At 58.1% G+C, this 13,811-nt stretch carries 12 protein-coding genes, 3 tRNA genes and 1 pseudogene; 6 read left to right on the top strand and 10 right to left on the bottom strand.

The window, feature by feature from the left end; translation table 11 throughout:
• Nucleotides 1-110: 110 nt before the first annotated feature.
• From G5134_RS11475 to G5134_RS11460, 4 genes and pseudogenes are all read right to left on the bottom strand, one after another.
• Nucleotides 111-293, bottom strand: a pseudogene (locus G5134_RS11475) (integrase core domain-containing protein); the annotation flags it as partial.
• Between the two features lie 174 nt (nucleotides 294-467).
• Nucleotides 468-543, bottom strand: a tRNA-His gene (locus G5134_RS11470).
• Between the two features lie 49 nt (nucleotides 544-592).
• Nucleotides 593-669, bottom strand: a tRNA-Arg gene (locus G5134_RS11465).
• 36 nt (nucleotides 670-705) lie between these two features.
• A tRNA-Pro gene (locus tag G5134_RS11460) sits at nucleotides 706-782 on the bottom strand.
• Between the two features lie 203 nt (nucleotides 783-985).
• On the opposite strand from G5134_RS11460, the gene folD reads away from it, so the two are divergent.
• Nucleotides 986-1,849 (top strand): bifunctional methylenetetrahydrofolate dehydrogenase/methenyltetrahydrofolate cyclohydrolase FolD, encoded by an 864-nt coding sequence (folD, locus tag G5134_RS11455; RefSeq protein ID WP_065017775.1) that lies wholly within the window; start codon nucleotides 986-988, stop codon nucleotides 1,847-1,849.
• Nucleotides 1,850-1,955: 106 nt separating this feature from the next.
• Here the strand turns inward: folD and cspD are convergent, their stop codons facing one another.
• The gene (gene cspD / locus G5134_RS11450) at nucleotides 1,956-2,174 is read right to left on the bottom strand and encodes a cold shock-like protein CspD (RefSeq protein ID WP_005300025.1); all 219 of its coding nucleotides are present in this window, start codon (nucleotides 2,172-2,174) and stop codon (nucleotides 1,956-1,958) included.
• Between the two features lie 229 nt (nucleotides 2,175-2,403).
• On the opposite strand from cspD, the gene clpS reads away from it, so the two are divergent.
• Both clpS and clpA read left to right on the top strand, forming a co-directional pair.
• Nucleotides 2,404-2,721, top strand: coding sequence for an ATP-dependent Clp protease adapter ClpS (clpS, locus tag G5134_RS11445; protein ID WP_005300028.1), 318 nt, complete (start codon nucleotides 2,404-2,406; stop codon nucleotides 2,719-2,721).
• Between the two features lie 59 nt (nucleotides 2,722-2,780).
• Nucleotides 2,781-5,033 carry an ATP-dependent Clp protease ATP-binding subunit ClpA gene (gene clpA, locus G5134_RS11440; protein WP_065017774.1) on the top strand — a complete coding sequence of 751 codons (2,253 nt, stop codon included), beginning with the start codon at nucleotides 2,781-2,783 and terminating at the stop codon, nucleotides 5,031-5,033.
• A 69-nt stretch (nucleotides 5,034-5,102) separates the two neighbouring features.
• Here the strand turns inward: clpA and infA are convergent, their stop codons facing one another.
• The 3 genes from infA to aat form a co-directional block, all read right to left on the bottom strand.
• Nucleotides 5,103-5,321: a translation initiation factor IF-1 gene (infA, locus tag G5134_RS11435; protein WP_005300033.1), complete on the bottom strand. Its 219-nt coding sequence runs from the start codon at nucleotides 5,319-5,321 to the stop codon at nucleotides 5,103-5,105.
• A gap of 68 nt (nucleotides 5,322-5,389) precedes the next feature.
• On the bottom strand, nucleotides 5,390-6,106 hold the full coding sequence (locus tag G5134_RS11430; protein WP_065017773.1) for an arginyltransferase: 717 nt from the start codon (nucleotides 6,104-6,106) through the stop codon (nucleotides 5,390-5,392).
• Nucleotides 6,103-6,810 carry a leucyl/phenylalanyl-tRNA--protein transferase gene (gene aat / locus G5134_RS11425; protein WP_065017772.1) on the bottom strand — a complete coding sequence of 236 codons (708 nt, stop codon included), beginning with the start codon at nucleotides 6,808-6,810 and terminating at the stop codon, nucleotides 6,103-6,105. Before aat ends, G5134_RS11430 begins: the two co-directional genes overlap by 4 nt.
• Nucleotides 6,811-6,829: 19 nt before the next feature.
• Here aat and G5134_RS11420 point away from each other — a divergent pair, with 19 nt between their 5' ends.
• Nucleotides 6,830-7,300: a glycine zipper 2TM domain-containing protein gene (locus G5134_RS11420; protein ID WP_005300039.1), complete on the top strand. Its 471-nt coding sequence runs from the start codon at nucleotides 6,830-6,832 to the stop codon at nucleotides 7,298-7,300.
• A 104-nt stretch (nucleotides 7,301-7,404) separates the two neighbouring features.
• On the opposite strand, the gene G5134_RS11415 is transcribed toward G5134_RS11420, so the two are convergent.
• Nucleotides 7,405-8,652 (bottom strand): diguanylate cyclase, encoded by a 1,248-nt coding sequence (locus G5134_RS11415; protein WP_024941339.1) that lies wholly within the window; start codon nucleotides 8,650-8,652, stop codon nucleotides 7,405-7,407.
• 57 nt (nucleotides 8,653-8,709) lie between these two features.
• Nucleotides 8,710-9,660, bottom strand: coding sequence for a thioredoxin-disulfide reductase (gene trxB / locus G5134_RS11410; protein WP_065017771.1), 951 nt, complete (start codon nucleotides 9,658-9,660; stop codon nucleotides 8,710-8,712).
• Nucleotides 9,661-10,570: 910 nt separating this feature from the next.
• Between trxB and lrp the strand changes: the two genes are divergently transcribed.
• Both lrp and G5134_RS11400 read left to right on the top strand, forming a co-directional pair.
• Nucleotides 10,571-11,062: a leucine-responsive transcriptional regulator Lrp gene (gene lrp / locus G5134_RS11405; protein ID WP_005300047.1), complete on the top strand. Its 492-nt coding sequence runs from the start codon at nucleotides 10,571-10,573 to the stop codon at nucleotides 11,060-11,062.
• 201 nt (nucleotides 11,063-11,263) lie between these two features.
• Nucleotides 11,264-13,792, top strand: coding sequence for a DNA translocase FtsK (locus tag G5134_RS11400; protein ID WP_065017770.1), 2,529 nt, complete (start codon nucleotides 11,264-11,266; stop codon nucleotides 13,790-13,792).
• Nucleotides 13,793-13,811: the final 19 nt, after the last annotated feature.

Below are 13,811 nucleotides of genomic sequence, written 5' to 3'. Positions count from 1 at the left end.
TTTTGTTATCCGGTTTGAAGCCGTATGACCACTCCCTTTTGTGGGCAACTGTCAGGTGAATACCATCTCCATACATATTACTAGACACCGGTCTCAAACCGGTGTCTTGTTTACTCTACTTTAGAGCGCACTTCCTTCGGTATCAATTTCAGACCCTTTTTGAACATGCTGTAGGGGGTCTGACCCTCCATCATCCTGCCCTGATGCGGCCGCTGGGTGTTGTAGTGCTGCAGGTAGCTGTCCAAGTCTGTCTGCATCTGCTCCACCGACCCATGCCAAGTTTTTCTCCTTTTGAGTCCATAAGGTCTGATATGGGTTGCTGGCGACCTCCAGCACCAATGCTGATGCATTTTAGAGTGTCTCTTGTGCGATCCGTTGCGGGTATTTTTTCATCAACGGTCAGGACATTGGGGAGATGTCTACCGGATTTAAATAGATAAGATTGAATTTTTTCTGAAAGGAGATAATGGGGTGGCTGATGGGGCTCGAACCCACGACAACCGGAATCACAATCCGGGACTCTACCAACTGAGCTACAGCCACCACTGAAGATAACCATCAATGCTTGCATCGGGGAGATGCATATCATCAATGGCGCGCCCTGCAGGATTCGAACCTGCGACCCACGGCTTAGAAGGCCGTTGCTCTATCCGACTGAGCTAAGGGCGCATTGCCTCGACAAGCCTGGCGGCATGTCGAAAAACCTGGTCGGTGATAAAGGATTCGAACCTTTGACCCTCTGGTCCCAAACCAGATGCGCTACCGGGCTGCGCTAATCACCGAAAATCTCGTCTCCAGCATAGCGACAGCGGCTGTACTGGGCAACGGGCCGGCATCATACCCAAGCGGGAAAGCCAGCGTCAACGAATTTTTCCACCAATGAATTCAAATGCCTACTTATTGCCCTCCATGCGAGAGCCGCTAACACCCGTAGCAAAAAAATGCGACAATGCGCGGCAGTTGAACACATGGTGAGTGAAGAACGATGTCTGCCAAAATCATTGATGGAAAACAGGTTGCGCAAACGATTCGCAATCAGGTCGCAGCGCAAGTCCAACAGCGGTTGGCACAAGGAAAACGGGCGCCGGGTCTGGCGGTGATCCTGGTCGGGGTAGATCCTGCCTCTCAGGTCTATGTCGGCAGCAAGCGGCGTGCCTGTGAAGAGGTGGGCTTTATCTCCCGCTCTTACGATCTGGATGCGACGGCAAGCCAGGAAGAGTTGCTGGCACTGATCGATAAGCTGAATGAAGACGCAGACGTTGACGGTATTCTGGTGCAGCTCCCCTTGCCGGCTCACTGCGATACGACTCAGGTATTGGAGCGCATTCGTCCTGACAAGGATGTGGATGGTTTCCACCCCTACAACGTGGGTCGGCTGGCACAGCGAATTCCGGCACTGCGTCCCTGCACACCCAAAGGTATCATGACCCTGATTGAAACTACCGGGGTCAAGACACACGGCTTGCATGCGGTGGTGGTCGGTGCGTCCAACATCGTCGGCCGGCCGATGACACTGGAGCTGCTGTTGGCCGGTTGTACTACTACCACCTGTCACCGTTTCACTCAGGATCTGGAAGAGCAGGTTCGCCGTGCCGACCTGCTGGTGGTCGCCGTTGGCAAACCCAATTTCATCCCGGGTGAGTGGGTCAAACCGGGGGCACTGGTGATCGACGTGGGCATCAATCGGTTGGCGGATGGCTCTTTGGTCGGTGACGTGGAGTTTGAGACGGCCCGTAACCACGCATCCTTCATCACGCCCGTACCGGGTGGGGTGGGCCCCATGACGGTCGCCAGCCTGATGGAAAACACCCTGAGCGCCTGTCAGAACTATCACGACAACGCAAAATGATCTTTGCCTGACCTGTCAGGAGAATTCGCTTCTCCTCTGGCTCGCAGCAATAAAAAAACCGGCAAGCCGCAAGGTTGCCGGTTTTTTTATTTATCCAGTTCGACTCTTACATGTTCTGTGCTTCGTTTGGCACAATGACAGAGGCATGATTGCCTTTCGGCCCCTGCTGCAGTTCGAAGTTGACTGCTTGACCTGCTTTCAACGTCTTGTAGCCTTCCATTTGTATCGTGGAGTAGTGGGCGAAAATATCTTCACCACCTCCTTCCGGACAGATAAACCCAAATCCTTTTGCGTTGTTAAACCACTTGACTGTTCCGGTTGCCATACATCTACATCCTTTTATTGATTACCTTGAAGTCGTTGAGTAACCTGCGCCAGCCCTTTATAACTAGTAACATAGCCCATAGCAGACGGGCGCCGATTAGCAAGTAACCAATCTAGTCTAACTTTTGAGCGAGTCAAGGAGTTGTTAACAACTGATGTGATCTGGTTAACAAGTCTATTGACCAATCTTGTGTTAGGCGGTAGTAATCTAGAGGTACCAAAGCGCGACTATGAGCAAGCAGAAAGAACTCTTTGCTAATGAAGAGATTGCAGAAGCAGAGAAAACCAAGCTGCAACCGCCACCCATGTACAAGGTCGTCCTGAACAACGACGACTACACACCGATGGAGTTCGTGGTGGAGGTGCTGCAAAAGTTCTTTGGTATGGATTTGGACAAGGCCACTCAGGTGATGCTGAGCGTGCATTATAGTGGTAAGGGAGTCTGTGGCACATTCACCGCCGAGATTGCCGAAACCAAAGTGGTCCAGGTCAACACCTATGCACGTAACAACGAACATCCACTGCTCTGTACCATGGAAAAGGCTTGAATCTGATGACTTGATGGCGATGACGACACCACATTGTTGCTGTACTAGGGGAGGTGCCTATGTTGAATAAAGATCTAGAAAAGACGCTGAACGAGGCTTTCAAACTGGCCCGTGACGAGCGCCACGAATTCATGACCGTCGAGCACCTGTTGTTAGCCCTGCTGGATAACAGCTCAGCCAATGAGGCGCTGAGTTCTTGTGGTGCTGACGTGGAGCAGATGCGCAAAGAGATCAGCGCATTCATCAGTCAAACAACCCCGCTTATTCCCCGTGATGATGAAGACCGCGAGACCCAGCCCACACTGGGCTTCCAGCGCGTGCTGCAACGCGCCGTGTTCCACGTTCAGTCCTCCGGCAACACCGAGGTCAGTGGAGCCAACGTGCTGGTTGCCATCTTCAGCGAGCAGGAGTCCCAGGCTGCTTACTTCCTGAAAAAGGCCGAGATCAGCCGGTTGGATGTGGTCAACTTCCTCTCCCATGGAGTACGCAAAGACAGCAAACCGGACAACAGCAGCAACAACGTCGAGTCTGACGACGAGGTCTCTGCTGCCCAGATTGAGAGCTTTGCCACCAACCTCAATCAACTGGTACTGGAAGGGCGTATCGATCCCCTCATCGGGCGCGATCAGGAGCTCAACCGTACCATTCAGGTGCTCTGCCGCCGTCGCAAGAACAACCCCTTGCTGGTGGGCGAAGCCGGGGTGGGCAAGACAGCCATCGCGGAAGGGCTGGCCTATCGTATCGTCAAGGGTGATGTGCCCGAGGTGATTGCGGGCAGTACCATCTACTCCCTGGATATGGGGTCGCTGCTGGCGGGGACCAAATATCGCGGTGACTTCGAGAAACGCCTCAAGGTGCTGCTCAAGCAGATCGAGCGTCAGGAAGGGGCCATCCTGTTCATCGACGAGATCCACACCATCATTGGGGCGGGGGCTGCCTCCGGTGGTCAGCTGGATGCGGCCAACCTCATCAAGCCACTGCTCTCCAATGGCTTGCTGCGCTGCGTCGGCTCTACCACCTACCAGGAATACTCCCAGATCTTTGAAAAAGACCGCGCCCTGGCGCGTCGCTTCCAGAAGATCGACATTGTCGAGCCCAGCGTGGATGACACTACCCGCATCCTGATGGGCCTCAAGAGCCGCTATGAGGCGCACCACGGGGTACGTTACACCGTCAAGGCCATTCGTGCCGCGGTGGAGCTCTCCGCCAAATACATCAATGACCGCCATCTGCCGGACAAGGCGATCGACGTGATCGACGAGGCCGGGGCGGGTCAACGTTTGCTGCCGGTGAGCAAGCGCAAGAAAGTGATCAATGTGCAGGAGATCGAAACCATCGTCGCCAAGATTGCCCGCATCCCGGAGAAATCAGTCTCCTCTTCCGACAAGGAAGTGCTGAAGAACCTGGAGCGCAATCTCAAGATGGTGGTCTTTGGCCAAGACAAGGCCATTGAGGTGCTGACAGACTCCATTCGCCTGTCCCGCTCGGGGCTGGGCAACGAGCGTCGCCCTGTGGGTTGCTTCCTGTTTGCCGGCCCGACCGGGGTAGGCAAGACCGAGGTCACCCAGCAGCTCGGCAAGGCGCTTGGTGTGGAGGTGCTGCGCTTTGATATGTCCGAGTACATGGAGCGCCATACTGTCTCTCGCCTGATCGGGGCGCCCCCCGGTTATGTGGGGTTCGAGCAGGGAGGCCTGTTGACCGACTCTGTCCTCAAGCATCCGCACTCGGTGGTGCTGCTGGACGAGATCGAAAAAGCGCATCCGGACGTGTTCAACCTGCTGCTGCAGGTGATGGACAACGGTACCCTGACTGACAACAACGGGCGCAAGGCGGATTTTCGCAACGTGATCTTGGTGATGACCACCAACGCAGGGGTACAGGAGACCCAGCGCAAGTCCATCGGCTTCCAGCAGCAGGACATGAGCCACGATGCCATGGCGGTGATCAACAAGACGTTCAGTCCGGAGTTTCGCAACCGGCTCGATCACATCATCTGGTTCAACCATCTGGACATGCAGATCATCCATCAGGTGGTCGACAAGTTCATCGTCGAGTTGCAGGTTCAGCTGGATGCGAAAGGGGTATCTCTTGAAGTGTCCGAGGGTGTCCGCCACTGGCTGGCCGAGAAAGGATATGACAGAGCCATGGGGGCAAGACCCATGGGGCGGGTCATCCAGGAACACCTCAAGAAACCCCTGGCCAACGAGATCCTGTTCGGGGCGCTGGTCGATGGGGGGGTTGTGAAGGTTGAGTTGATAAACGACAGCCTCAGTTTTGACTATCAGGTCGATGTTGAAGCCGTTTCCCACTAAGCATTGAGCGGTCGAAAGACCACAAAAAACCCCAACCGAAAGGTTGGGGTTTTTTGCTGAATTCCTGGCTTAGCGAGAGCGGAAAACAATACGTCCCTTGGAGAGATCGTACGGAGTCAGAGCTACCGTTACTTTGTCTCCAGTCAGGATACGGATGTAGTTTTTGCGCATCTTGCCGGAAATATGAGCGATAACCACGTGACCATTCTCCAGTTCCACACGGAACATGGTATTGGGCAGGGTTTCGAGAATAGTGCCCTGCATCTCAATACTGTCTTCTTTAGCCATTGAATCCTCTTGATAAGCCACAACAAAAATCCGCTGGATCATGCCGGATTTAAGGCTATGTGTAAAGTTTACTCGGGCTTGCTGTCGATATTTTTCCATTCTCCCTGTATCAGGCGCTCATGAGGCAGGTACTGGCTCTTGTAATTCATCTTGCGGCACTCCTCCACCAGGTAGCCCAGATACAGCCAGCTGCGGCCGGTACGCCTGGCCAGTTCCAACTGGCTCAGAATGGCAAAGGTACCGAGTGAGCGGTCGGCATGGTCCGGATCGAAGAAGGTGTACATGGCACTGAGGGAGTGGGGCAGCAGATCCGTGGTGGCCACGCCGATCAGCCGATGGTTCTTGCGCATCTCGAGGTAGAGGGGAGGCATCCAGTCGCAGTGGAGAAACCCCTTGTACTGGGTGCGGCTGGGGGGATACATGCTGCCGTCATGGTGGCGTTCGCGAATGTAGCGTTCATAGAGCTGGTAGTATTCGGGCTTGTCATCGTAGCTCAGCACCAGCTCGATATCCCGGTTGAGCTGGCGGATCCGCTTCTGGCTGCGGCTGGGCACGAACCGTTCGCTGTGAATGCGTAGGGATTGGCAGGCATTGCAGGATGGGCAGTGGGGGCGATAGATGTCGTTGCCACTGCGGCGGAAGCCGGCCGTCAGCAGGCGCTCGTAACCGCTGGCGTTGAGCAGGCTGTGATCCATCAATACCAGCAGCTGTTCCTGTTCATGACCCAGATAGCTGCATTGATGCTTGGGGGTCAGTCCTACCTTGAGGATCACTTCTTCGGTCATAGTGTCATGCTCCCCGCCTGCCAGCAGCCGGCCGCCAGTGGTTGCCGGCTCAGCTGGGTCAGCGTCGTCAGGAATTTGCTTCTCGGCCACTCCTCTATTCCCATGGTGGCCAGAAAGTCGTTCTGCATCTGGCAATCGATCAGGGCCCCGTCATGCCGGGCAAAGTGCTGGCAGAGGGCTACCATGGCCAGCTTGGCGCCGTTGTCGATGCGACTGAACATGGACTCGCCACAGAACACCCGGCCGAGGGAGAGGCCGTAGAGGCCGGCCTGCAGCTGACCATCCTGCCAGATCTCGATGGAGTGGGCATGGCCAAGGCGGTGCAGCTGTCGATAGGCGTCGATCATGGGGGTGCTTATCCAGGTTCCACTGGCACTGCGACGGGGGGCGGCGCAGGCCGCTATCACCTCATTAAAGGCGCGATCGATGGAAATATCGAATGGGGTACGGCGGATAAATTTGCGCAGGCTGCGGCCGATGTGCAGTTGCGTCGGCAGCACCACGCCTCTGGGGTCGGGTGACCACCACAGCAGCGGCTGGTGGGGTTCGTTCCACGGGAAGATCCCCTTGTGGTAAGCTGCCAGCAAACGGGCGGGGGAGAGATCGCCACCGATCGCCAGCAGGCCGTTGGGTTCATCCAGGGCGTGCTCGGGGTCGGGAAACCAGCACAGCTCATCATCCAATTGGGTAAGATAGCGAGACATAAGGCAACGAGGTTCATAGATGAAGGCCATTATCCTGATAGTATCCAGCTTGTTCTGCTTTGTCACTGCGCCCGCCTGGGCCCAGGTCTACGAGCGCAATACCGCTAGGCCCGTGAATCAGGTGGTGTTTGGCCAGGTTGAAACGGTGCGTAACATCACCCAGCGTCAGATCCTGGAATCCGAGCGTTCAGGCTGGAAAACCCTGGGCGGCGCCGTGCTGGGTGGTCTGCTTGGCAACCAGTTCGGTGGTGGTCACGGTCGGGAAATCGCCACCGCTGTCGGGGCCCTGGCGGGCGCCGCTGCGGCGCAGCAGTATCAATCCGGCGGCACAGTGGTGGAGAACAAGCTGGTGGAACTGCTCATTCGCAACGAACAGAACGGGCTGGTCAACGTCATTCAGGATTACGATCCGGCTATGGTGTTCATGAACGGCGACAAGGTGCGCATCCTCTATTTCGACGATGGCGTGCGGGTCGACAAGACCTACTGAGAGGGCTGTGACATGACGGGAGGTAACAGGAGGGGAACCCGACGTGTGCCCGGGGAGGGCTGCGGTCGGGCGGTACTACACGACGAGCATCCGGGATGGTGCGATCAGGCAGCTGAGCCTTGAGACACTATCTTGTCACGACCGGTGTTCTTGGCCTGATAGAGCAGGCGATCCGCTTCGCTCAATGCCTCGTCCATGGAGACGCGCCCGACCTGGATCACCCCGAAACTGGCGCGAACGAACAGCGGCGTTTCCCGTGACAGCGGTTGCTGGCGCATCTGCTGGCGCAACCCTTCCAGCCGCTTGAGCAGCACGGGCACGGTGCAGTGGGGCACCATCAGGGCAAACTCCTCGCCGCCAAAGCGGGCGATCATGGCATCGGGGAAGAACTGGGTGAGCAGACGGGTGAGGTGACACAACAGCTGATCACCGATGGCGTGACCCCAGTGATCGTTGACCTGCTTGAAGTGATCCACATCGAGCACGCACAGTGCAAGCGGCGTCTCCTGGCGCTGGTGTTCCTCGAACCATTTCTGACCCTCGTTGAACCAGTAGCGCCGGTTGTAGAGCCCGGTCAGGTAATCGCGATTGGCCGACTCCTGGATGCTGTTGAACTGCTCCAGCGCCTCCAGATTGTGGCTGACCCGGCACTGCAGCTCTTCCGGCTCGAACGGCTGGTTGAGGAAGTCGTTGGCACCCTGTTTGAGGTAGCGGGCGGAGAGGCCGCGTTTGTCCGACACCGAGATCCCTATGATGGCGAGCTGCTGCTTGCTGTAGCGCTCGCGCAACATGCGTACCAGGCTGATCCCGTCAATTTCTGGCATATAGTAGTCGACCAGTACCAGCCGGATGGCCGGGTTCTGCTCGAGCTGGGCCAGCGCTTCACGGGCGTGGCTCGCCTCGTGCACCTGCAGCAGTTGCTTGCGCAGCTGGGCCATGGTGCGGTGGCGGGAGGTACGGGAATCATCGACCACCAGCACTTCGATGCGCTGGTTGAGGTAGAGGCGATGGACCAGGCTGACGGCATACTGCAGGGAGTGACGTGAATCTTTCATCACGTAATCGAGCACCCCGGCCTCAAGCCAGGCTTCCCGTTTATCCTCGCTGATGTCGGCGGTGAGGATCACCACCGGCAGGCCGCGCTCCAGCAATACCTTGACCGCTTCTCCGCTGGGGGCATCCGGCAAGGTGAGATCCACCAGGGCAACCACATACTCTTCTCCCCGACAGTGTCGGGCCCCTTCCAGGGTTTCGAACGCATCGATTTCCAGCCCGGTTTGCTGGGCAATGGCCTGGATCAGCATACGACGAATAGTCAGACTATCCTCGACAATCAATATTTTCTGTTTCATCCGGCTCCTTAAAGCAAAAAGGCATGCCTTGCGGCATGCCTTTTATATCCCTTGTGCTTATTGCGCGTCCAGATAACGCTCTGCATCGAGGGCGGCCATACAGCCAGTACCGGCGGAGGTGATGGCTTGACGGTAGGTGTGGTCAGCCACGTCACCGGCGGCAAAAACCCCTTCAATGCTGGTCTGGGTGGCAAAGCCGTCCAGGCCGCCACGCACCTTCAGATAGCCGTTCTGCATCTCCAGCTGGCCGTCGAAGATCTGGGTGTTGGGCTGGTGACCGATGGCGATGAAGACGCCCATCAGTGGCAGGTCGGTGGTTGTGTCGTTCTGGGTGTTGCGCAGGCGCACACCGGTCACGCCCATGTCGTCACCCAGCACTTCGTCCAGGGTCTGGTGGGTGTGCAGCACGATATTGCCGCTGGCAACCTTGTCGTGCAGGCGCTTGATCAGGATCTTCTCGGCGCGGAACTCGTCGCGGCGATGGATCAGGTGCACCTTCTTGGAGATGTTGGCCAGATAGAGTGCCTCTTCCACGGCGGTGTTGCCGCCGCCGACCACGGCCACTTCCTGGTTGCGATAGAAGAAGCCGTCACAGGTGGCGCAGGCGGAGACGCCGCGGCCCTTGAAGGCCTCTTCGGAAGGCAGGCCCAGGTACTTGGCGGAGGCGCCGGTCGCGATGATCAGCGCATCACAGGTGTATTCGCCGTTGTCGCCCTTGAGGCGGAACGGACGCTGGGTCAGCTCCACTTCATTGATGTGATCGAACAGGATGCGGGTATCGAACTTCTCCGCATGCTCTTTCATGCGCTCCATCAGGGCCGGACCGGTCAGACCCTCGGGGTCACCGGGCCAGTTCTCCACTTCGGTGGTGGTAGTCAGCTGACCGCCTTGCTGCATGCCGGTGATGAGCAGCGGATTGAGGTTGGCACGGGCGGCGTAGACGGCCGCGGTGTAACCAGCCGGGCCGGAGCCCAGGATCAGCAGTTTGCTATGAGTGACTTGGCTCATGATGTGATTTCCGAGACGTGATGAGTTTGCGCGATTGTAGGTAATTCGTGATATGGGGTCAAAGGCCAGTGCGTCGATTGCATCAATCGGCCTTAAGGCCCTTCATGAAGGGGAAGCGCTCTCTTGTCACGGGTTGTTTGCCACGGGTTGTCCCTGGCTGTCGTCATGGGCCCGGGCGAGCAATGCCTGGTGGCCCCACGGCCGACAACAAGGGGAGTGGTGCTAGTGCGTCCTGATTGCAGGCACAAGTGAACCGGACCCCGCTCACATGGAGACAAGCTCACCAGGATTGACAGCTTCTGGCGCAGTGGGGCCCGCTGTGGGTGGGGCAATTTGGCTTCGATGGGGCTCACTAAGAGGCCCTGTTGTCAGCGAGGGTCGCTTCGGCGGCACAGCTTGGGGGAGGGGCCTGGACTCTCTTGCCGAAGAAACGCCCTCGTTATGGCACATCGGATGCAAAACACGCTGGAGCGGTGAGGTACATATCTATAGAAAGGAGGGAAACACGAGAGGGTGGCTGCCGGCTTGGCGGCCTTGGCTGATCGTTGTGGTGACTCTGCCCTGGCGAAAAGCTCGGCAATACAGGACAAAATAGCAGCAGTGGCAGCGTGATAATCTGCATTGGCAAACTCATTGCCGCTTCCTGCGCCGCTTTGGGCGAAAACGGTATGGTTTCGTGCTGTTAGTTAACGTACACTGGCCAGAACCATGCCTAAGCGGTATTCATGGTTTTTTATTTCTTCAGGTACACCGATAATCATGCTATCCCTCGACTATCGATTGGTGTTTTGTGTTGCGCTCGTTTTCAGCAACATTTGCACCTAGCATATTCAGGTATTGACAGGATTTGTGACCATAATTATAAAATGACTGGTGATTCTTACCAAAAAATAGCCAAAGGATGGAATAAATGATGGAAGCTAAGAGTCGGCTAAAGGATTTGGACAGGATTGACCGCAACATTCTGAATGAGCTGCAAAAGGATGGCAGAATTTCGAACGTTGAGTTGTCCAAACGTGTTGGCCTGAGTCCCACACCGTGTCTGGAACGGGTTCGTCGCCTCGAGCGACAAGGGTATATTGAAGGATATGCCGCCATTCTGAACCCTCATTATCTGGATGCGTCTCTGCTGGTATTCGTGGAAATCACCCTCAATCGCGGTGCCCCGGATGTATTTGAACAGTTCAACAAGGCTGTTCAGGTGCTCGAAGAGATCCAGGAGTGCCATCTGGTCTCCGGCGATTTCGACTATCTGCTCAAGACCCGAGTCAGCGACATGTCGGCCTACCGCCGCCTGCTGGGGGAAACCCTGCTGCGTCTGCCCGGCGTCAACGACACCCGCACCTACGTGGTGATGGAAGAGGTCAAACAGAGCAGTCGGCTGGTGATCAGCACCCGTTGAGTTGGGTTATGCTGTGGCTTGCCAGCCTTGCGACAAGTCACGACATTCAGAAACGAGCGGCCGGTCCGCTCGTTTCTTCTTATCGTGCCGGTTGTGAATACGGTCGGCACATCGGGCACTGGCTGACAACCGGTGGGCTTTTCAGGGATACTAGGCCCCCTTATCCCCCTGCATTACATGTTTTCAGAAAGGAGCCGGAGTTTGGCCGATAAAAAGCTGTTTACTCCTTTATCAGGTACACAACGGATCTTCGAAGCCGTCTTGATCGCCATCACCCTGATGGCTGCCTATCTCTTGCTTGCCCTGTTGTCCTACCACCCCGCCGATCCCGGTTGGTCCCAGACCTCCTGGCAAGGGGAGGTGAAGAACCTCGCCGGCAGCGCGGGGGCCTGGCTCGCCGATATCACCATGTTTACCTTCGGGGCTTTCTCCTACCTGGTGCCCCCCCTGGTCGTGCTGCTTGGCTGGAGCCTGTTCTGGCGCCCGAGCCGCCTGCTCGATGTGGACTACCTCACCCTGTCGGTGCGCATCGTCGGTTTCATCCTGACCGTGCTCGGCATGTCCGCCATCGCCAGCATGAACTTCAATGACCTGCAGAATTTCTCCGCCGGCGGTTTGGTGGGGGACGTCATCTCCTCCGCCGTGGTGCCGCTGTTTGGCGGCGTCGGGGCCAACCTGTTACTGCTCTGCTTCGTGGCCACCGGCATCACCCTGTTTACCGGCTGGTCCTGGCTCACCATCGTCGAGCGGATCGGTGCCGCCTGCACCGGCTCGGTCAGCGCCGTTTATCACTTTCCTGCCACCCTGGGCCGCTGGCTCACCGGTGGCTGGCGCCAGCCCCGTTACGAGGGGCCGGATCCCCTGCTGGAGGGAGGCGTAGGTGCCATCGAGCTGGGTGACGACGAGGAGGATGAGCCGCATACCGGCTGGACCCGTCGCCCGAAGGAGAAGGTGGCCGCCAAGGGCCAGAAGGCCAAGTCCGAGGAGTGGCTGCCCGAGCTCGACGAGGATACCTTCCAGTTCGATCCGCAGTTTGACGACGACGATGATGACGCGCCTGCGCCGGTTACCCGCACCAAGCGGGCCGCCGCGGCCGGCGCCCGTCGTCAGCCCGCGCTGGTGACGGCCGATGACGAGGACGATGACCTCGACTTGCCCTGGGCCGAAGGGGATGAGGCGGCGCCGGCACCGGCTGCCCCGACTCCTGGCAAGCCCAAGCGCCGTCTGCAACCAGGGCTGCCCCCCCTGCCGAGCATCGAGCTGCTGGACCGCCCGCCCGCCAAGACCCAGATGATGAGCAAGGACGAGCTGGAACGTATGGGCCGGCTGGTGGAGGCGAAACTCGCCGACTACAACGTGCAAGCCAAGGTGGTGGGCGTCTATCCGGGCCCCGTCATCACCCGCTTCGAGCTGGATCTGGCACCCGGCATGAAGGCGAGCAAGATCACCAACCTCTCCCGTGACTTGGCCCGTTCTCTGTCGGCCAGCAGCGTACGGGTGGTGGAGGTGATCCCGGGCAAGACTTATGTGGGGATCGAGCTTCCCAACCGGGTGCGTCAGACCGTCTACCTGCGCGAGACCCTCGACTGCGAGGCGTTCTCGGGCAGCCGCAACCCGCTCACCATGGGCCTGGGTCAGGACATCGCCGGCGAGCCCGTGGTGGTGAACCTCGCCAAGATGCCCCACCTGCTGGTGGCCGGTACCACAGGTTCCGGTAAGTCGGTGGGGGTGAACACCATGATCATCTCCATGCTCTACAAGTCGACGCCGGACGATCTGCGCTTCATCATGATCGACCCCAAGATGCTGGAGCTGTCGGTCTACGAAGGGATCCCCCATCTGCTGACCGAGGTGGTGACCGACATGAAGGATGCCGCCAACGCCCTGCGCTGGTGCGTGGGCGAGATGGAGCGTCGCTACAAGCTGATGTCGGCGGTCGGGGTGCGCAACCTCAAGGGCTACAACGACAAGGTGCTGGCGGCCATCGAAGAGGGCGAGCCCCTGCTGGATCCGCTGTGGCGTCCGGGCGACTCCATGGATCAGATGCCGCCTGAGCTGGAAAAACTGCCTCACATAGTCGTGGTGGTGGACGAGTTTGCCGACATGATGATGATCGTCGGCAAGAAGGTGGAGGAACTGATCGCTCGTATCGCCCAGAAGGCGCGGGCGGCCGGTATTCACCTCATCCTCGCGACCCAGCGTCCGTCGGTGGATGTGATCACCGGCCTCATCAAGGCCAACATCCCGACCCGTATCTCGTTCCAGGTATCGAGCAAGATCGACTCCCGTACCATCATCGACCAGGGTGGCGCCGAATCCCTGCTCGGCATGGGCGACATGCTCTACATGCCGGCCGGTACCTCCAACCCGACCCGGGTGCATGGCGCCTTCGTCGATGACCACGAGGTGCACAAGGTGGTGGCGGACTGGAAACTGCGCGGCGAGCCGAACTACATCGAGGAGATCCTCTCCGGTGAGTCGGGCGGCGAGGGCGGCAGCGGCGAATATGGCGGTGGTGACGACGAAGAGCTCGACCCCCTGTTTGACGAGGCGGTGGCCTTCGTGGTGGAGTCGCGCCGTGGTTCCACCTCCAGCGTGCAGCGCAAGTTCAAGATTGGTTACAACCGGGCGGCCCGTCTCATCGAGCAGATGGAAAACCAGGGCATCGTCAGCGCCCCGGGCGGCAATGGTCAGCGCGACGTGCTGGCCCCGCCGCCGGTGCGGGACTAAGGCTCACCCCTCTATCATC

This window comes from Aeromonas sp. 600276 (assembly GCF_049175815.1).
Taxonomy (GTDB): Bacteria; Pseudomonadota; Gammaproteobacteria; order Enterobacterales; family Aeromonadaceae; genus Aeromonas; species Aeromonas dhakensis.
The sequence above is the reverse complement of the archived record's forward strand: the minus strand, read 5'-3'. Positions and strand labels throughout refer to the sequence as shown.